16 protein-coding genes are annotated in these 18,865 nt (G+C 62.8%); 7 read left to right on the top strand and 9 right to left on the bottom strand.

The genetic code is table 11. The features are described from left to right. The first annotated feature begins 132 nt into the window (after positions 1-132). Entirely contained in the window at positions 133-1,785 is a 1,653-nt protein-coding gene (ushA, locus tag BVU99_RS12430) for a bifunctional UDP-sugar hydrolase/5'-nucleotidase UshA (protein ID WP_099817502.1), read from the top strand. A gap of 108 nt (positions 1,786-1,893) precedes the next feature. Here ushA and BVU99_RS12425 read toward each other — a convergent pair whose 3' ends face one another. Next, complete coding sequence (locus BVU99_RS12425; protein ID WP_099817503.1) at positions 1,894-2,661, bottom strand: helix-turn-helix transcriptional regulator; 768 nt, start codon at positions 2,659-2,661, stop codon at positions 1,894-1,896. A gap of 100 nt (positions 2,662-2,761) precedes the next feature. Between BVU99_RS12425 and BVU99_RS12420 the strand changes: the two genes are divergently transcribed. Both BVU99_RS12420 and dacB read left to right on the top strand, forming a co-directional pair. Beyond that, positions 2,762-3,919, top strand: a complete 1,158-nt coding sequence (locus tag BVU99_RS12420) for a multidrug effflux MFS transporter (RefSeq protein ID WP_049209319.1) — start codon at positions 2,762-2,764, stop codon at positions 3,917-3,919. Between the two features lie 92 nt (positions 3,920-4,011). Continuing rightward, positions 4,012-5,478, top strand: coding sequence for a D-alanyl-D-alanine carboxypeptidase/D-alanyl-D-alanine-endopeptidase (gene dacB, locus BVU99_RS12415; RefSeq protein ID WP_099817504.1), 1,467 nt, complete (start codon positions 4,012-4,014; stop codon positions 5,476-5,478). A gap of 10 nt (positions 5,479-5,488) precedes the next feature. Here the strand turns inward: dacB and ybaK are convergent, their stop codons facing one another. The 3 genes from ybaK to copA all read right to left on the bottom strand — a co-directional run bounded on the left by ybaK (position 5,489) and on the right by copA (position 9,848). Beyond that, a complete protein-coding gene (ybaK, locus tag BVU99_RS12410) occupies positions 5,489-5,968 on the bottom strand; it encodes a Cys-tRNA(Pro)/Cys-tRNA(Cys) deacylase YbaK (RefSeq protein WP_004940240.1) in 480 nt (159 codons plus the stop codon). Between the two features lie 228 nt (positions 5,969-6,196). After that, positions 6,197-7,003 (bottom strand): TraB/GumN family protein, encoded by an 807-nt coding sequence (locus BVU99_RS12405; protein WP_025301805.1) that lies wholly within the window; start codon positions 7,001-7,003, stop codon positions 6,197-6,199. A 133-nt stretch (positions 7,004-7,136) separates the two neighbouring features. Then, positions 7,137-9,848 (bottom strand): copper-exporting P-type ATPase CopA, encoded by a 2,712-nt coding sequence (gene copA / locus BVU99_RS12400; RefSeq protein WP_099817505.1) that lies wholly within the window; start codon positions 9,846-9,848, stop codon positions 7,137-7,139. 108 nt (positions 9,849-9,956) lie between these two features. On the opposite strand from copA, the gene cueR reads away from it, so the two are divergent. Continuing rightward, on the top strand, positions 9,957-10,358 hold the full coding sequence (gene cueR, locus BVU99_RS12395) for a Cu(I)-responsive transcriptional regulator (protein ID WP_025301807.1): 402 nt from the start codon (positions 9,957-9,959) through the stop codon (positions 10,356-10,358). Here cueR and BVU99_RS12390 read toward each other — a convergent pair. After that, entirely contained in the window at positions 10,355-10,816 is a 462-nt protein-coding gene (locus BVU99_RS12390; protein ID WP_025301808.1) for an NfeD family protein, read from the bottom strand. The genes cueR and BVU99_RS12390 overlap by 4 nt on opposite strands. A gap of 2 nt (positions 10,817-10,818) precedes the next feature. Continuing rightward, on the bottom strand, positions 10,819-11,724 hold the full coding sequence (locus BVU99_RS12385) for an SPFH domain-containing protein (protein ID WP_004940203.1): 906 nt from the start codon (positions 11,722-11,724) through the stop codon (positions 10,819-10,821). Between the two features lie 320 nt (positions 11,725-12,044). On the opposite strand from BVU99_RS12385, the gene cfa reads away from it, so the two are divergent. Then, complete coding sequence (gene cfa, locus BVU99_RS12380; protein WP_099817506.1) at positions 12,045-13,196, top strand: cyclopropane fatty acyl phospholipid synthase; 1,152 nt, start codon at positions 12,045-12,047, stop codon at positions 13,194-13,196. A 112-nt stretch (positions 13,197-13,308) separates the two neighbouring features. Here the strand turns inward: cfa and BVU99_RS12375 are convergent, their stop codons facing one another. The 3 genes from BVU99_RS12375 to tesA all read right to left on the bottom strand — a co-directional run bounded on the left by BVU99_RS12375 (position 13,309) and on the right by tesA (position 15,682). Continuing rightward, on the bottom strand, positions 13,309-14,163 hold the full coding sequence (locus tag BVU99_RS12375) for a co-chaperone YbbN (protein ID WP_025301810.1): 855 nt from the start codon (positions 14,161-14,163) through the stop codon (positions 13,309-13,311). 77 nt (positions 14,164-14,240) lie between these two features. Beyond that, on the bottom strand, positions 14,241-15,017 hold the full coding sequence (locus BVU99_RS12370; protein WP_004940195.1) for an SDR family oxidoreductase: 777 nt from the start codon (positions 15,015-15,017) through the stop codon (positions 14,241-14,243). 26 nt (positions 15,018-15,043) lie between these two features. Continuing rightward, positions 15,044-15,682 carry a multifunctional acyl-CoA thioesterase I/protease I/lysophospholipase L1 gene (gene tesA / locus BVU99_RS12365; RefSeq protein WP_161800806.1) on the bottom strand — a complete coding sequence of 213 codons (639 nt, stop codon included), beginning with the start codon at positions 15,680-15,682 and terminating at the stop codon, positions 15,044-15,046. Here tesA and ybbA point away from each other — a divergent pair. Together ybbA and ybbP are read left to right on the top strand one after the other, a co-directional pair. Next, on the top strand, positions 15,653-16,339 hold the full coding sequence (gene ybbA / locus BVU99_RS12360) for a putative ABC transporter ATP-binding protein YbbA (RefSeq protein WP_025301812.1): 687 nt from the start codon (positions 15,653-15,655) through the stop codon (positions 16,337-16,339). The two genes, tesA and ybbA, sit on opposite strands and share 30 nt — an antisense overlap. Then, positions 16,336-18,768, top strand: coding sequence for a putative ABC transporter permease subunit YbbP (ybbP, locus tag BVU99_RS12355; RefSeq protein WP_025301813.1), 2,433 nt, complete (start codon positions 16,336-16,338; stop codon positions 18,766-18,768). Before ybbA ends, ybbP begins: the two co-directional genes overlap by 4 nt. Positions 18,769-18,865 lie beyond the last annotated feature (97 nt).

Genomic DNA, 18,865 nt, shown 5'->3' with positions numbered 1-18,865 from the left:
GGCAGGGCGCCCAATTTTTACCATATCTGAAATAATCAGACTCACATCGCAAAAATTTGAAATCAGCTGTCATTAATTCGCGCTACAATTCCGCCCTCATCATAAAAGCTATTGAATACACGGAGATCCGCCATGCGTTTTTCGCTGAAAACCACCGCATGCGCGCTGGCCGTTTCCCTGACGTTGCTGTCGGGGGCCGCCAGTGCCTGGGAAAAGGATAAGACCTACGCCATCACCATTCTGCATACCAACGATCATCACGGTCACTTCTGGCAGAACGATCACGGCGAATACGGTCTGGGCGCGCAGAAAACGCTGGTGGACGGCATTCGTCAGGAAGTGGCGGCGCAGGGCGGCAGCCTGCTGTTGCTGTCCGGCGGCGATATCAACACCGGCGTGCCGGAATCGGATTTGCAGGACGCCGAGCCGGACTTCCGCGGCATGAACCTGGTGGGCTATGACGCGATGGCGATCGGCAACCACGAATTCGACAACCCGCTGAGCGTACTGCGCCAGCAGGAGAAATGGGCAACTTTCCCGCTGCTGTCCGCCAATATCTATCAGAAAAGCACCGGCCAACGCCTGTTCAAGCCTTACACCTTGTTCGACAAGCAGGGCATCAAGATTGCCGTTATCGGCCTGACGACCGACGACACTGCTAAGATTGGCAACCCGGAGTACTTCACCGACATGGAGTTCCGCGTGCCGGCGCAGGAAGCGAAGCAGGTGGTGGAGCAACTTCGCAAGGACGAGAAGCCGGACGTGATTATCGCCGCCACCCACATGGGGCACTACGATAACGGCGAACACGGCTCGAACGCGCCGGGCGACGTGGAGATGGCGCGCAGCCTGCCGGCCGGATATCTCGACATGATCGTCGGCGGCCACTCACAGGATCCGGTGTGTATGGCCGGCGACAACCGCAAACAGGTGGATTATGTGCCGGGCACGCCGTGCTCGCCGGATCGCCAGAACGGCACCTGGATCGTGCAAGCGCATGAGTGGGGGAAATACGTGGGTCGCGCCGACTTCGAATTCCGCAACGGCGAGCTGAAGCTGGTGCATTATCAGCTGATCCCGGTAAACCTGAAGAAGAAGGTGGAGAAGGCGGACGGCACCAGCGAGCGGGTGTACTACACCCAGCAGATTGCGGAAGATCCGACCATGATGAAGCTGCTGACGCCGTTCCAGGATAAGGGCAAGGCGCAGCTGGGCGTGAAGATCGGCAGCGTCAACGGCAAGCTTGAAGGCGATCGCAGCAAGGTGCGCTTCGTGCAGACCAACCTGGCTCGGGTGATGCTGGCGGCGCAGAGGGAGCGCGCCGACGCCGACTTCGCCGTGATGAGCGGCGGCGGGGTGCGCGATTCGATTGAAAGCGGCGATATCACCTACAAGAACGTGCTCAAGGTGCAGCCGTTTGGCAACACGTTGGTGCATGTCGATATGAAAGGCCGTGAGGTTGAACAGTATCTGGCGGTGGTGGCCAACATGAAGCCGGACTCCGGCGCCTACGCCCAGTTCGCCAACGTCAGCCTAGTGGCGGACGGCAAGGGCGTCAGCGAGGTGAAGATCAACGGCCAGCCGCTGCAGGCGGATAAAACCTACCGCATGGCGACACTGAACTTCAATGCGCTGGGCGGCGACGGCTATCCGAAGCTGGACGGGCTGCCGAGCTACGTCAACACCGGCTTTATCGATGCCGAAGTGCTGAAGCAGTACATCGAGAAACACTCGCCGCTGGATGCGGCGGCCTACGAGCCAAAGGGCGAGATCGTCTATCGATAGAGGTGTAGCGGAACGGCGTTCTCGCGTGTCGCGGGGGCGCCGTTCCCGCCTTCGCGAGCCTCCTCTCCATCAACGCCTTCTGTCGGCGTTGCCGTTTTAGACGGCGTCTTACTTTCGTCTCTCCATATACGCCCTCGCTGGGCAACCCATCATATTCTTGAAAAAAGTGGCGAAGGCGCTGTCGCTGGAAAACGCCAGCTGGCCGGCGACGTCGGATTGGCTCATCCCTGCGGCCAGCATCTCTATCGCTTTGATCAGGCGCCATTGCTGACGCCATTGTTGATAACCGAGCCCGGTTTCACGGCGGAAAATCCGGCTGATGGTTTTCTCGGAAGCGCCGCTATAGCGCGATAGCTCGTGCAGCGGCGGAAGCATGTCCAGATTGGCCAGATGGCGCAGGCGGCGGTCGCTGGGCAGCGGCAGCAGCGTCAGTTCGCGCGGCGCGGCGGCGATCTCGTCGAGGCAGACCGCCAGAATATTGGCGTAAGGCCCATGCTGCCAGTCGGTGTCGAAGGCGGCGAACGCGATGCGTTCCAACACCTCGCGCAGCAGCGGCGAGGCTGTCAGTACGGCAAGCTGCGCAGGCAGACAGGCATAGCGATCGGCGTCGAGATAAAGCGAACGGTAACCGACGACGCCGTTGACCTGAACGCGGTGAGCCACCTGCGGCGGGATCCAGGCGACTCTGCCCGGCGGCAGCATACAGATGCTTTGGTTGAGCGTGATGCGCATGCTGCCTTGCTGACAGAACAGCAACTGCCCCCTGTCATGCCAATGCGTGCCCGAGTCGTGCTGCGCCAGTTCGGCGGCGATCCCGAGTACCCCGTTGTCGAGCGTATCCGGATTAAAACTGTCCTGCGCCTGAAGCCACGCCATAGTATGTCCGATTTTGTAAATTTATTGTCTTTTATATTGTAATCGGCACCGGGGAGCTGATGCTACCTTGTGCAGCCTATTCTTGGCTACAGGATCTGTTATGCAACGTAAACTGACGCTGACGTTGGCGACGTCGATGATGATGTTTCCCCAGGTGGTGGAGACCATCTACAGCCCGGCATTGACGCACATTGCGCACGGTTTCCGGGTCAGTGCGGAGATGGCGGCGCAAACGCTCTCTTGTTACTTTTTCGCTTTTGCGCTCGGCGTGGTGGTATGGGGGCGGATGTGCGACGTCATCGGGCGGCGTCCTACCATTTTGGCCGGGCTGACGCTTTATCTGCTGGCTTCTATCATCGCACTGTTCAGCGGCAGCTTCAGCGTGCTGCTGGCGGCGCGTGTGCTGGCCGCCTTTGGCGCGGCGGTCGGTTCGGTCGGGACGCAAACGGCGATTCGCGATCGCTTCGACGGTTATGAGTTGGCGCGGGTGTTCTCGGTGATGGGGATCGCCATGGCGATCAGTCCGGCGGTTGGCGTGTTGAGCGGCGCAGTGCTGACTTACTATTGGGGCTATCAGGGGGTGTTCGGCGGTTTGGCGCTGTTGGCGGCGCTGTTGTTGGGCTATGCCGGTTGGCAACTGCCGGAGACGCGTCCGCAACAGGTGGTGAAGAGTTCATTTTTCGGCACGCTGGGGCGGATGATCAAGGACGGGGATATTTGGCTCAGTGCGCTGTTGGTGGCGTTGTTCAATATTTGCATGTTCAGCTATTACCAACTGGCGCCATTCCACTTCTCAGCGTTGGGATTGCCGGCGCAGTGGTTCGGTTATACCGGTTTGGTATTGGCGGTCGGAGTGGGTATCGGCGCGGCGATCAACAAGTTTTTGATCGGCAAACGCTGGCTGTTCCCCGCACTGTTGATGCTGGCCTGCGCGCTGTCGCTGACCGGCGGCCTGCTGGTATTGCTGCTGGAAGGGACCTTGTGGTTTGTTCTGCCGATGATGCTGGTGGTGATGGCGTACGGCATCGCCATTCCCAATATTCTGGCGCGCGCGCTGCGCCATTATAAAGACTGCATGGGCACCGCCGGCGCCATCCTTGGCCTGATGTATTACCTGATGCTCGGCGGTGGCCTGGTGCTGGCGGGGCTGTCGCTGCACTTGGGTGCCGTGCTGTCGCTCTGCAGCCTCTGCGTGCTGCTGTTGGCGTGGCGGGTGGCGCACAACGAGCGTCGTTTGGCGTTGCCTGCGCGTAGCTGAATGATAAACGGGGCGGACATTCTCGCCACCGCTGCCTTCCAATGATAGCCTGAGCGACAATTTGGTTTTGATAACGCAAACAGGAAGATGACATGTTGAAAACCGCAGGCTGGCTGCTGCCCGCCATCCTGGCGCTGGCGGGGTGTTCGTCATCCGGCCAAGGTCATGAGCAAACGCTTAGCCAGGCGCTGGCGGCCCTCGGCCAGGACAAGGCGCTGGTTGGGGCGTCGAGCGGCGTGATGGTGCGCGATGCCGAGAGCGGCACCGTGCTGTATCAGGCGCACGCGGAGCAGCGTTTGGCGCCGGCTTCCAACATGAAGATGTTCACTTCTCTGGCGGCGTTCGGCGTGCTGGGGGCGGATTACCGGTTTGAAACCCGGCTGCTGACCACCGGTGAACAGCGCGGCAACACCTTGCAGGGGGATCTCTATCTGCAGGGCAGCGGCGATCCGACGTTGCATCCTGACGATCTCGACACCTTCGCCGCCACGCTGGCGCAGCGCGGCGTTCGCCAGATTCATGGGCGGCTGATCCTGGACGCCAGCGCGTTCGATCAAACGCCATTCGGCGCCGGCTGGAGCTGGGACGATGAACCCTTTGCCTTCGCTGCACCGATCTCGGCGCTAAACTACGCCTTTACCCCCGGCGGCGATATCAACGTGGTGCGGGTGGATGTGCAACCGGGCGCCCGCGCCGGTGCGCCGGGGCGGGTGAGCTTCTATCCCGCCAATGACGCGGTGACGCTGGTCAACCGTACCAGCACCGGCGGCGACACCGCACTGACGTTCGAGCGCCAACCGGGCAGTAACCGGGTTGTGGTCAGCGGCACCATTGCCGCGCAGGCGGAGGCTCGTTCGCGATTGATCACTGTCGATCAACCCACCCGCGTGGTTGGTGCCTTACTGCAAAATGCCCTGCGCGCGCACGGCATTACCCTGCGCGGTAATGCTGAAGAGGGTGTGACGCCGGCCGGCGCACAGCTGCTGGCGCAAAAAACCTCGCCGCCGCTCTCCCGCCTGGTCGTCACCTTCCTGAAAGTGTCCAATAACGGTTACGGTGAGGTACTGACCAAAGTGATGGGCCGCAAAACGCAGGGTAAGGGGGATTGGGCCGCCGGCCTGCAGGCGATCGGCCAGTTTGTGCAAAGCCAGGGCATCGCGGCCGGCGCGTACCGTCAGGTGGACGGTTCAGGGCTGTCGCGCATGAACCAGATCACGCCGCAACAGCTGACGACGCTGCTGTTGGCGGCCAGAAAACAGCCGTGGTTCGCCGACTGGTATCGCGCTTTGCCCGTCGCGGGCCAGCCGGGGTTGCTGGTGGGCGGCACGCTGCAGCACCGTATGGTAAAAAGCGCGGCGGCGGGGCGCGCCCACGCCAAGAGCGGCTCCATGACCGGGGTCTCGTCGCTCAGCGGCTATGTCGATTCGGCGACCGGACGGCCGCTGGCGTTCGCCATTATCAGCAACAACTATCTGGTGCCCGGCGCGGAGGTGAAGGCGCTGGAGGACCGCCTGGTGGAGACGCTGGCAGCCTGTGACGCCACGGTGGTGTGCCGCTGAGTACGCGGCGTCAGTCGCGTTTGGCGATGTCGGCGAAGCTGCCGGCCAGCAGGCGGCACAGATCGGCGGCGGCCAGCTCGATGTCCAGCCCGCGTTTGCCGCCGGAAACGTAGATGGTGGCGAACGCTTGCGCCGGGCTGTCGATCACCGTCGGCAGCCGTTTTTTCTGCCCCAGCGGGCTGATGCCGCCCACCAGATACCCGGTGACGCGCTGCGCCAGCTGCGGATCGGCCATCTCGGCCTTTTTGGCGCCGAGGGCGCGGGCAACCTTTTTCAGATCCAGCTGGGTGGCGACCGGCGTGACCGCCACCGCCAGGTGTTTGGCGTCGCCGTTCAGCGCCACCAGCAAGGTTTTGTAAACCCGATCGGCATCCAGCCCCAGCTTTCTCACCGCCTCATCGCCGAAGTTGGTTTCGTCGCTGTCGTGGTGATAAGGATGGAGGGTGAAGGCGACCTTTTGTTTCTCAAGCAGAACGACTGCGGGCGTCATGATGTGTTGTCCAAAATGTCCCCAGCGGGGAAGGGGTGATAACCAGCCTTAAAAATACAAAAATCCAACCTGCCCGGCAACCTGAGCGGCTGTTACATAAAGCGGGTTGCCAAGATATTCACCGGGTTGCTACCCTGTTTACTGTAACCGTTAACACGGTTGCTATGCGTATAACTAGAATACAAGAAATTCCTCTTTGACTGGCCAATAGCGATATTGGCCACTTTTTTACCCCTGTGGCTGCAGCATCGCCGGCAGGTTATCCTCGCCATACAGGTGCAATGCGCCAACCGCCACCACATAGTCCCCGGCCGGCAGCGCCTCCAGCTGACGCCGCCAGTCGCGATTGCGCTGATGCATCAGCACGTCGTACAGCCCAGCGCTGAAGGTGGCCGGCAGCGTGTCCAGCGTGCCGCGCGGTTTGGCGTCCAGCCACCAGCTCACCATGGTTTGCAGCAGCCGCGCGTTGGTATGCCAGTGTTCCAGCGTATCGCGCAGCAGTGCGATGCCGCCTTCCGGCAGCTGTTCCAGCATTGCCAACTGCTGCTGCGCCCCTTCAAGTTCGATCACCGGTTTGTCCTGCGCTCTGGCGGCCTGCAGCAGCTGATAATCTACGCCGTACTCTGCGCGCAGCCCCAGACGCTGAGCCTGCCGCGCCTGCATCATCAGCGCCACCTGCCAGCCGGGCAGGGTGGCGAAGGCGTGCGGATCGGCGCCCAGTTCGTGGCACAGCGCCAGCAGCTGTTGATACTCTTCGGCGGACAGGCGCTGTTCCAGCTCCGGCTGCTGTTCGGCGTGGTCGAAAGGGGAGGCGGCGCCGGTGATATCGGCTTCGACGATCAGCGCGTCGGCCTGTTGCAGCCGGGCGGCCAGCCGGGGCGGCAGCGGCGACATATCGACGGTGCCCATATGGATGCTGCCTACCAGATGCAGCCGACGTTCGCCCGGCAGGGTGATGTCCAGCGCCGGATAAGCGTAACTTTTGGGCGAGATCAGGCCGAGAAAGGCGGCGAGGCGGCGTAACAGTTGACCCATACGGCGTGGCTCCTGAATAACGGGTGCGCGTTTTCGCGTGCAAGGCGAGGGAAAATCGTTATTCATGCTAAACGCTATCCGCCGCGCAGGGAAGCCCGGAAAACAGCGGGGTGCCTTGACGGCGCCCCGGAGCTTACTTCCTGGGTTTAAAACGCAGCAGCCGGTTGGCGTTGCTGACTACGGTAATCGACGACAGCGCCATCGCGGCACCCGCCACCACCGGGCTGAGCAGTGTGCCGGTCAGCGGGTAGAGCACGCCGGCGGCGATTGGAATGCCCAGCGTATTATAGATAAAGGCGCCGAACAGGTTCTGCTTCATGTTGCGCAGCGTGGCCTTCGACAGCTCCACTGCATCCGCTACGCCATTCAGGCTGTGGCGCATCAGGGTGATGGCAGCGGTCTCGATGGCGATGTCGCTGCCGCCGCCCATCGCGATGCCCACGTCGGCCTGCGCCAGCGCCGGGGCGTCGTTGATGCCGTCGCCGACCATCGCCACGCGTTGGCCCTGCGCCTGCAGCTGTTTGATCACCGCCGCTTTGCCGTCCGGCAGCACGCCGGCAATCACCCGATCGATACCGGCCTCTTTGGCGATGGCGTTGGCGGTCACCGGGTTGTCGCCGGTCAGCATCACCAGCTGATATCCCTGCTGGTGCAGGCGCTGCAGCGCCGCGATGCTGTCCTCGCGCAGCGGATCGCGAATGGCGAACAGCGCGGCCGGTTTACCGTCAACGGCCAGCAGCACCGGCGTCACGCCGCGTTCGGCCTGGGCGCGCATCGGCGCATCCAGTTCGGCGGTCGCGACCTGATGCTGTTCCAGCAGCGCGGCGTTACCCAGCAGCAACTGCGCGCCGTCGATCTCCCCGCTGACCCCGGCGCCGCGCAGGGTGCGGAACTGCGCCACCTGCGGCAGCGTTTGCCCGGCGGCGCGTTCCATGATGGCGCGCGCCAGCGGGTGGTTGGAGCCTTGTTCCAGCGCGGCGGCCCAGCCGATCGCCTGCTGCTCGCTGACCTGATTGAAGGTCAGGATCTCCACCACCTGCGGTTTCCCTTCGGTCAGGGTGCCGGTTTTGTCGAACACCAGGGTGTCCAACTGGCTGGCCTGTTGCAGGGCGTCGGCGTCGCGAACCAGCACGCCGAACTCCGCCGCGCGGCCGACGCCGGAGATGATCGACATCGGCGTTGCCAGGCCCAATGCGCACGGGCAGGCAATGATCAGCACCGTAGTGGCGATCACCAGCGTATAGACCAGCTGCGGCTGCGGGCCGAAGAAGTACCACATCGCTGCGCTGAACAGGGCGATCGCCACCACCGCCGGCACGAACACCGCCGAGACGCGGTCAGCCAACTGGCCAATCGCCGGTTTACTGCTCTGCGCCTGACGCACCAGTTTGATGATGCGCGCCAGCGTGGTTTGGCTACCGATGGCGGCGGCGCGGAACAGCACGCTGCCGTCGTCGACCACCGTCCCGGCATGCACCGTATCGCCGGGGCCTTTCTGCTGTGGCACCGCTTCGCCGGTCAGCATCGCTTCATCGAGCCAGACTTCGCCCTGCACGATTTCACCGTCGACCGGCACGCGATCGCCGGTGGTCAGCCGCAGCGTCATGCCGAGCTGCACCTCCGCCAGCGGGATATCGCGTTCGCCGTCGTCGGTCACCAGCCGCGCGGTGGGCGGTGTCAGATCCAGTAACCGCTCCAGCGCCTGTGAAGAACGCTGACGAGCGCGCTGCTCCAGCGCATGGCCGAGGTTGATCAAACCGATGATCATCGCGCTGGCCTCGTAATAGAGGTGGCGCGCTTCCGTCGGGAAGAAATCGGGCCAAATGTTGACGGCGATCGAGTAAAGCCAGGCGGCGCCGGTGCCGAGTGCCACCAGGGTATCCATGGTGGCGCTGCCGTTCATCAGCGCGCGCCAGGCGTTGCGGTAGAAGTGCCCGCCGGCAAACACCATCACCGCCAGGGTGATGACGCCGACCAGCAGCCAGGGGCGCTGGGTTTCCGGCGTCAGCGTCATGCTGCCGCCGAACAGCCCCCAGGCCATCAGCGGGATACCCAACGCCAGCCCCAGCGCCGCCTGCCAGCTAAAGCGCTTCATGTTGGCGCGTGCGGTCTGCTGTTGGCGTTCGCGACGTTCTGTCTCGTCCTGAATCATCTCGGCACCGTAGCCGGCTTTTTCCACCGCCGCTACCAGTGCCTGCGCATCGGCGGCGCCGGTGACCAGCGCACTGCGCTCCGCCAGGTTGACGCGCGCGTGTTCAACGCCGGGGACGCTTTGCAGCGCATGCTGCACTTTATTGACACAGCTGGCGCAGGTCATGCCGCTGAGCAGCAGCTGTACGCTGTCGTCCGCGTTGTCGGTTGCCGGAAGGGGAGGCTGCGCCGCTGGCTGAACGTCCGGCAACGAAGGTGTTGCGTCAGTCAACGGCTCAGTTTTTGGGACGACGGCACCCGCCACGCTGGCGTGATAACCGGCATGTTCCACCGCGGCGATCAGCGCCTGCGGATCGGCATCGCCGTACACTTTCGCGCTGTCGATCTCGACCTCGGCGGCGAACACCTCCGGCACCGCTTCCAGCGCCTTGCGGGTGCTGCCGACGCAGTGCATGCAGCTCAGACCGCTCAGCTGCAGTTCGGTGTCGGCGCGCGGCGCGACTTCTGCCTGATAACCGGCGGCGATCACGCTGTCGATCAGCGCGCTGTCCGGCGCTTCGCCGGTCACTTTGGCGTAATGGACGTTAACCTCCGCCTGTTCGACATCGCTGCGGCTTTCCAGGGCTTTTTTCACCCGCTGTGCGCAGTTCATGCAGGACAGCCCCTGCAATGCCAGCATAGTGGTGTGTGACATGATTGAACTCCTTGCTTAAAGGGCGGTGTTTAAAGGTTGACCGCCGGACCTGTTTTCACTAAGAATGGAGCTTAAACCTTCCAGCAAGGGTAAGGTCAAGGAGGGGAAATGAATATTAGCGACGTCGCGAAAAAAACCGGGTTAACCAGCAAGACGATTCGTTTTTACGAAGAGAAAGCGCTGATTACCGCCCCGATCCGCAGCGACAACGGTTACCGCCACTATTCCGCCAAGCATGTCGAAGAGCTGACGCTGCTGCGTCAGGCGCGGCAGGTGGGCTTCAACCTGGACGAGTGCCGCGAACTGGTGGCGTTGTTCAACGATCCGGCCCGCCACAGCGCCGACGTGAAGGCGCGCACGCTGCAGAAGGTGGCGGAGATCGAAAAGCACATCAGCGAGCTGGGGAACATGCGCCAGCGCCTGCTGACGCTGGCGGAACAATGCCCGGGCGATGAGGGGGCGGAGTGCCCCATCATCAATAACCTGGCGGGGTGTTGTCGTTCTAATTAACGGCTGATGGCGCGGATCACCAGCGTGACCCCTTCCACCGCCACCACTTCCACCTCGGTGCCGGCGGGCAGATCTTCCGCCGCCTGCGCGCGCCAGCTGCTGTCGCCGATATTAATGCGCCCCATACCGTTGTGCATCGGCTCCGTCAGCGTGGCGCGGGTGCCGATCAGCTGGCGGTTGCGCTGGTTGAGCACCGGCGACCCGCCGGATGCGGCTGCCGGGCGCCGACGCAGCCAGTACCACCACAGGTAAGCGACGACGACGGTCAGGACGGCGAAGATCATGCCTTGCCATGCCCAGGAAAGCGGCGGCAGTAGCCAGATCAGGGCGCCGACCAACAGCGCCGCCACACCGCTCCACAGCAGGTAGCCGCCGGCGCCGAGCATTTCCGCCGCCAGCAACACGCCCCCGAGAGAGAGCCAGAACCACAGCGGATTCGCCGCGATCAGTTCGAGCATGATTATTTGCCTTTGCTTTCTTTCAGCAATTCGGTAATGCCGCCGATCGAGCCGAGCAGGCTGCTGGCGTCCAGCGGCATCATCACCACTTTGCTGTTGTTGGAGGAACCAATCTTTTGCAGCGCGTCGGTGTATTTCTGCGCCACGAAGTAGTTCACCGCCTGAATGTTGCCGCTGGCGATGGCGTCGGATACCAGCTGGGTGGCGCGCGCCTCGGCCTCGGCGGCGCGTTCACGCGCTTCCGCCTGCAGGAACGCCGACTGGCGTTCGCCCTCGGCCTTCAGGATCTGCGATTGTTTCTCCCCCTCGGCGCGCAGAATGGCCGCCTGACGCACCCCCTCTGCCTCCAGGATGTCGGCACGCTTGGTGCGCTCGGCCTTCATCTGGGCGTTCATCGAGGCGATCAGTTCCGCCGGCGGCCGCACGTCGCGGATCTCGATACGGGTGATTTTCACCCCCCAAGGATTGGTCGCTTCATCGACGATGTGCAGCAGGCGGCTGTTGATGCTGTCGCGCTGCGACAGCATTTCGTCGAGCTCCATTGAGCCGAGCACGGTGCGGAAGTTGGTCATGGTCAGGTTGACGATCGCCTGTTCGAGGTTGCTAACCTCGTAGGCGGCGCGCGCCGGATCGACCACCTGGATGAAGCACACCGCGTCGATGGCGACGTTGGCGTTATCGCGGGAAATCACCTCTTGGGAAGGGATATCCAGCACCTGCTCCATCATGTTGATTTTGCGGCCGATGCGGTCCATGAACGGCACCACCAGGTTCAGCCCCGGCATCAGCGTTTTGGTGTAGCGGCCGAAGCGTTCTACCGTCCATTGGAACCCCTGCGGCACAATTTTGACGCCGGCGAACACCACAATCAGCGCGACGACGATCACGATGGGAATAAAAGTAAGCATGCAAACCTCCTGTCAGACATATGTAAACAGATATTACGTCAGCGCCGGAAAAATGCCTACTGATACCGCGACTTAATCCAGGGCGCTGACGCAACCCGCGAGCGGTGGATCCCGCGTCTGGAACAGAGTGTTGTCACGACAAGTGTGGCACAGCTGAAAAATAAGTATGCCTAAATGGCATGATTTCAATAATTTTTATTCATTTCATGCTGTTGCTCGCCTTGGCTAGAGTAAAAACACCCCCTGTATTTACCGTCAAAAAGTTGTCATTTTTATTTGCGACTATGCTTTTTGAAATGACATTTCGGCCAAGGATTGTTATGGATTCGCTCAGTGTTGATGAACTCGCCCAGAAGAAGGATCGTTGGTATCGCATTGTGGAGGAGATGTTGGCGGAAGCCGGCGTCGCCATCAACGGCCCGCGCGCCTGGGATATCCGCGTGCATAACCCGGCGCTGTTCAAACGCATTTTGCAGGAAGGCTCGCTCGGCTTCGGCGAAGGTTATATGGACGGCTGGTGGGAGTGCGAACGGCTGGATATGCTGTTCACCCGCATTTTGCAGGCCGGCGTCGATGAGCGGCTGCCGAAAAGCCTGAGCGACATCGCGCGCATCGCCTATGCCCGGCTGTTCAACCGCCAATCGCGCAAGCGTGCCTGGCAGGTGGGCAAAGAACACTACGACATCGGCAACGACCTGTTCCGGGCGATGCTCGACCCTTACATGCAATACTCCTGCGGCTACTGGAAAGAGGCGCAGACGCTGGAGCAGGCGCAGCAGGACAAGCTGCGGATGATCTGCGAGAAACTGCAGCTGAAACCGGGCATGACGCTGCTGGATATCGGCTGCGGCTGGGGCGGGCTGGCGCAGTTTGCAGCGCAAAACTACGGCGTCACGGTGCACGGCGTGACCATTTCGGCCGAGCAGCAGAAGCTGGCGCAGGCACGCTGCGCCGGGCTGGACGTCGAGATCTTGCTGCAGGACTACCGCGATCTGGATCGTCAGTTCGATCGCATTGTGTCGGTCGGCATGTTCGAGCACGTCGGGCCGAAAAACTACGACACCTATTTCAGCGTCGCGGCGCGGAACCTGAAGCCCGACGGCCTGTTTTTGCTGCACACCATCGGTTCCAATCAGACCGATCTCAACGTCGACGCCTGGATAGACAAATACATCTTCCCCAACGGCTGCCTGCCTTCGGTGCGGCATATTGCCGAGGCCAGCGAAGGGCGTTTCGTGATGGAGGATTGGCACAACTTTGGGGCCGATTACGATCGCACGCTGATGGCCTGGCTGGAGAATTTCAAAAAGGCGTGGCCGGATCTGATGGGCGGTTATTCCGAGCGCTTCGAACGCATGTTCACCTATTACCTGAACGCCTGCGCCGGCGCGTTCCGTTCGCGCAACATTCAGCTGTGGCAGGTGTTGTTCAGCCCGGCGGGCGTGGAGGGCGGGGTGCGGGTCTATCGCTAATCCCCGTCATATTTCAAGCTGGCTGCATGTTCGAGCCCTGGTCACTTAGTTATCTAAGTTCCCAGGGCTTCTCACGTTTGCCGCCTGGATGCAGCTTCAAGTATGACGGATATCAGTACAGCAGAGAGTACAACTGGCGGCGATATTTAGCGGCCAGCGCGTCGCCGGTGCCGAGCGCGGCCAGAATGTCCATCAGGGTTTTGCGTGCGCTGCCGTTGGCGGCGGCCAGATCTTTCTTCAGATGCCCCATCAGCAGTTCCAGCGCTTCTTCGTTACGCCCGACCTGATGCAGCTGCAGCGCCAGCTGCACCGCCAGTTCGACGTTGTCCGGCTGCTGCTGCACCTGTTGTTGCAGCTGCTGGATTTCCGGCGTGTCCGCCGCCTGCTTCAACAGTTCAATCTGCGCCACCAGGCCCTGATAGCGGGTATCGCGATCCTGCAGCGGGATGGTCGCCAGCACCGCTTCGGCATCTTCGCTGCGGCTGAGGGCGATCTGGGTTTCGGCCAACGTCAGACCGATGTCGCTGCGCTGCTGGCTGCTCTGCCAGGCGTCTTTCAGCAGCGGCAGCGCTTCGGCGGCGTTGCCGGCGGCCAGCAATTCTTGCGCCTGCGCCAGTTTCAGATCTTCTTCCTTCGGCAGGAAACGCTGCAGCAAGTCGCGGATCGCTTCTTCCGGTTGCGGGCCCTGGAAGCCATCGACCGGCTGACCGTCTTTAAACAGGTAGACCGTCGGAATCGAACGCAACCCGAATTGGGAGGCGATCATCTGTTCGGCGTCGCAGTCCACCTTGGCCAGAATGAACTGACCGGCGTATTCCGCCGCCAGCTTGTCCAGCACCGGCGTGAGCTGCAGGCAGTGTTGGCTGCGCTCGGACCAGAAGTAGAACAGCACCGGAATGGACATCGACTGTTCCAGCGTCTGGTGCAGGTTAGTTTCGTTAATATCAACAACAGCTTGAGCTAGCATCTTTTTTCTCTCTGATCGTGCGGAGCCATGGGGTGTAGATGGGGGCGCGCCGCCATTCTTCAACCCCGGCGGGCGAATTAAGCGTTGCTGCGCAGCAGCCAATCCAGGCAGCGGCCCGGCAAAATGCGGCGCAGCACGCTCATGGCGTGCGCCAGCAGGGTCACCGGGTAGCGCAATTTGGCGCGCGGGCTTTCCAGCGCGTGGCGCAATTTGGGCAGAATGGCCTCCGGCGGCAGCGTCAGACGCTTGGCGATGCCGGGATTGTGCACCGGCTTGTCGCTCTGCGCCTGGTTGACGTTCTGGCTAAAGTGGGTGGAGATCGGCCCCGGTTCGATCAGGCTGACCTGAATGCCGCTGCCGTGCAGCTCCATGCGCAGCGCGTCCGACCAGGCTTCCAGCGCGAACTTGCTGGCGGCGTAGGCGCCGCGCCCGGCGCTGGAAACCAGGCCCATCACCGAACTGGTCTGAATAATGCGCCCTTCGCCGTGCGGCAACATCGCGGGCAACAACAGTTGGGTCAGTTGGTGGGTGCCGAACAGGTTAGTGGCGAATTGCCGCTCAAGCTGGCTGCGCGAAATGCGGCTGAGCGGGCCGTAAACGCCGAAACCGCCGTTATTGAACAGGCCGTACAGGCGGCCGTCGGTCAGCGCGATCACCTCGGCGGCGGCGCGCTCGACGCTGGCGCTGTCGTCCAGATCCAGCTCGATGCCTTCCAGCCCGAGCTGGCGCATGTTTTCCACGTCCTGCGGTTTGCGGCAGGCAGCCAGCACCCGGTAGCCGCGGTTGCGCAGATCCTGCGCCGCAATCAAGCCAATCCCGCTGGAACAGCCGGTTATCAATACCGCTTTTTGCATAACTTTACCTAGTGTACGACCCTAATTTAGTGAGACTCATGTTTTACTAGAGGCTCCAGGCGCTCCGCCATCCAGGTGGCGATAAACGGCTGGGCATCCCCATTGGGGTGCAATCCGTCATCCTGCATCCATTCCGGCTTCACCACCACCTGTTCCATATAGAACGGCAGCAGCGGAATGTTGAACTGTTTGGCCAGCGCCGGGTAGACGGCGCTGAACGCTTCAGTATAGCGGCGGCCGTAGTTCGGCGGGATGCGGATCTGCATCAGCAGCGGCTGCGCGCCGGCTTGCTGCACCAACGTGATGATTTGGCCGAGATCGCGCTGCACGTCCTGCGCCGGGAAGCCGCGCAGGCCGTCGTTGGCGCCCAGCTCGATCAGCACCCAGCGCGGCTGATGCTGTTTCAGCAGCGCGGGCAGACGCGCCAGCCCCTGCGCGGCGGTGTCGCCGCTGATGCTGGCGTTGACCAGCTGCGGCGCGCCCGACTTTTTCTGCCACTGTTCGGCCAACAGCGTCGGCCACGCCCGCTCGATCGGCAGGCGGTAGCCGGCGCTTAAACTGTCGCCCAAAATCAACAAGGTATCGGCGGCGGCAGCGCGTAAACTGAATAATCCCAACAGCAAAAGGAAGGGAAGATGCCAGCGGAAAACGTTCTTGAAGTTCATCATCTTAGTAAACACGTTGGTCAGGGTGAGCATCAGCTCACCATCCTTACCGGAGTCGAGCTGCTTGTCAAACCCGCGCAGACGATCGCTCTGATCGGCGAATCCGGATCGGGGAAATCGACCTTGCTGGGCATTTTGGCCGGGCTGGATGACGGCAGCGAAGGCGAGGTGCGCTTGCTCGGCGAGTCGCTGACCGCGCTGGACGAAGAGGGGCGCGCCGCGCTGCGCGCCAGGAATGTCGGCTTCGTGTTTCAGTCGTTCATGCTGGTGCCGACGCTGAACGCGCTGGAGAACGTGCAGCTGCCGGCGCTGTTGCGCGGCGAGAGCGACAGACAGAGCCGCGAGCAGGCGGTGCAACTGCTCGATCAGTTGGGGCTGGGGAAACGGCTCGATCACCTGCCGGCGCAGCTGTCCGGCGGCGAGCAGCAGCGCGTGGCGCTGGCGCGCGCCTTCAGCGGCCGACCGCGGGTGCTGTTCGCCGATGAACCGACCGGCAACCTCGATCGTCAGACCGGCGATCGCATCGCCGACCTGCTGTTTTCCCTCAACCGCGATTTTGACACTACCCTGATCCTGGTGACCCATGACGAAACCCTGGCGGCGCGCTGCCAGCGGCGGCTGCGGCTGCGTGAAGGCAAGCTGTGGGAGGAAGCATGATCTGGCGCTGGTTCTGGCGCGAATGGCGCTCGCCGTCGCTGCTGATCGTTTGGTTGGCGTTGACGCTCTCCGTGGCCTGCGTGCTGGCGCTGGGCAGCATCAGCGATCGCATGGACAAAGGGCTCAGCCAGCAGAGCCGTGACTTTATCGCCGGCGATCGGGTGTTGCGCAGCGCGCATCCGGTGCCGGAAGGTTGGCTGCTGGACGCGCAGCAACAGGGGCTGAAGGTGAGTCGTCAGCTGTCGTTCACCACCATGACCTATGCCGGCGATCGGCCGCAGCTGGCGGACGTGAAAGCCACCGATCTGGCCTATCCGCTGTACGGCAAGCTGGAAACGCGCCCGGCCAACATCCAGCCTGAACCGGGCAGCGTGCTGGTGGCGCCGCGTTTGCTGGCGCTGCTGAACGTGAAAGTGGGGGATTCGCTCGAGGTGGGCGACACCACGCTGCGCATCGCCGGTGAAATCATTCAGGAGCCGGACGCCGGTTTCAATCCGTTCCAGACCGCGCCGCGCATCATGATCAACCTTGCGGACGTCGATAAGACCGGCGCAGTGCAGCCGGGTAGCCGGCTGACCTACCGCTACATGTTCGCCGGCGCCGAGCCGGATATTCAGCGTTACGAAGCGCGGTTGACGCCGCAGTTGACGCCGGATCAGCGCTGGTTCGGGCTACAGGAGTCCGGCAGCGCGCTCGGCAAGTCGCTGCAGCGCTCCCAACAGTTCCTGCTGCTGTCGGCTCTGCTGACGCTGCTGTTGTCGATCGCCGCCGTGGCGGTGGCGATGAGCCACTATTGCCGCAGCCGCTACGATCTGATTGCGGTGCTGAAAACTCTTGGTGCCGGGCGCGGCGCGCTGCGTAAATTGATCGTCGGCCAGTGGCTGGCGGTAATGGCGCTGGCGGCGGTGTGCGGCGGGGCGATCGGGCTGGCGTTCGAAGCGCTGCTGATTCGCCTGCTGAAACCGGTGTTGCCGGCTGCATTGCCCGCCGCCGGCGCCTGGCCGTGGCTGTGGGCGCTCGGCGCGCTGGTGCTGATTTCGCTGCTGGTCGGGTTGCGGCCGTATCGCCAACTGCTGGCTACCCAGCCGCTGCGGGTGCTGCGCCGCGATGTGGTGGCCAACGTCTGGCCGCTGCGCTACTTCCTGCCGGTGACGGTGGCGATCGTGGTGGCGCTTTTGGTGACGCTGATGGGGGCCAGCACGCTGCTGTGGGCGATCCTGGCGGGTATGGCGGTACTGGCGCTGCTGCTGGGCGGCATCGGCTGGGGCAGTCTGCTGCTGCTGCGCCGCATCACGCTCAAGAGCCTGGCGCTGCGGCTGGCGGTCAACCGCCTGCTGCATCAGCCGTGGGTGACCATCAGCCAGCTGGCGGCGTTCTCGCTGTCGTTCATGCTGCTGGCGCTGCTGTTGGTGCTGCGCGGCGATCTGCTCGAACGCTGGCAGCAACAGCTGCCGCCGGACAGCCCGAACTATTTCCTGCTCAACATGACCGAGGCGCAGGTGCCGCAGGTGAAAACCTTCCTGCAGCAGCACCAGATCAAACCGGAAACCTATTACCCGATCGTCCGGGTGCGCCTGACCGAGATAAACCAGCAGGTGGCGACCGAACGGGTGCATGAAGACGATCCGGGCGGCGAGGCGGTGAACCGTGAGCTGAACCTGACCTGGCTGGCCGAACTGCCGGATCACAATCCGTTGGTGGCGGGCAATTGGCCGCCGAAAAGCGGCGAAGTCTCGATGGATGAAGGTATCGCCGGGCGGCTGAAGATCACGCTGGGCGACACGCTGACCTTCAGCGGCGATACCCAGGCGTTCAGCGCCAAAGTCACCAGCCTGCGCCAGGTGGATTGGGAAAGCCTGAAGCCGAACTTTTACTTTATCTTCCCGCCGGGCGCGCTGGACGGCCAGCCGCAGACCTGGCTCACCAGCTTCCGCTACGACGGCGACGGCCAGATGCTGACCCAGCTCAACCGCCAGTTCCCAACGCTCAGCCTGCTGGACATCGGCGCGATCCTGAAACAGGTCGGCGGCGTGCTGCAACAGGTCAGCCGCGCGCTGGAGGTGATGGTGGTTCTGGTGGTGCTGTGCGGCGGCCTACTGCTGCTGGCACAGGTGCAGGTCGGCATGCGTCAGCGCCGCCAGGAGCTGGTGGTGTACCGCACGCTGGGGGCCGGCAAACGGCTGCTGCGCCGCACGCTGTGGTGCGAGTTCGCCCTGCTGGGGCTGGTGGCGGGCATCGCGGCGGCGGTAGGCGCCGAGGCGGCGCTGTGGCTGCTGCAGAGCCGGGTGTTTGACTTCCCGTGGACGCCGACGCCGGTGCTGTGGTGGGCGCTGCCGCTGGCCAGCGCGCTGCTGCTGTCGCTGTGCGGCGGCTGGCTGGGCGTGCGCCTGCTGCGCGGCCGGGCGTTGTTCCGCAGTTATGAGGGCTGATCTTGCTGTCGCAGGCCCGTTGCCGCCAAGCGTGGCCGGGCCTGCCGTTTTTCTTGGGCGCGTTACTGGCGCTATTCCTCTTCATGCCTACCTTAAG

Origin of the sequence: Serratia sp. OLAL2 (genome assembly GCF_002752475.1) — a bacterium.
GTDB lineage: Bacteria > Pseudomonadota > Gammaproteobacteria > Enterobacterales > Enterobacteriaceae > Serratia > Serratia bockelmannii.
The sequence above is the reverse complement of the archived record's forward strand: the minus strand, read 5'-3'. Positions and strand labels throughout refer to the sequence as shown.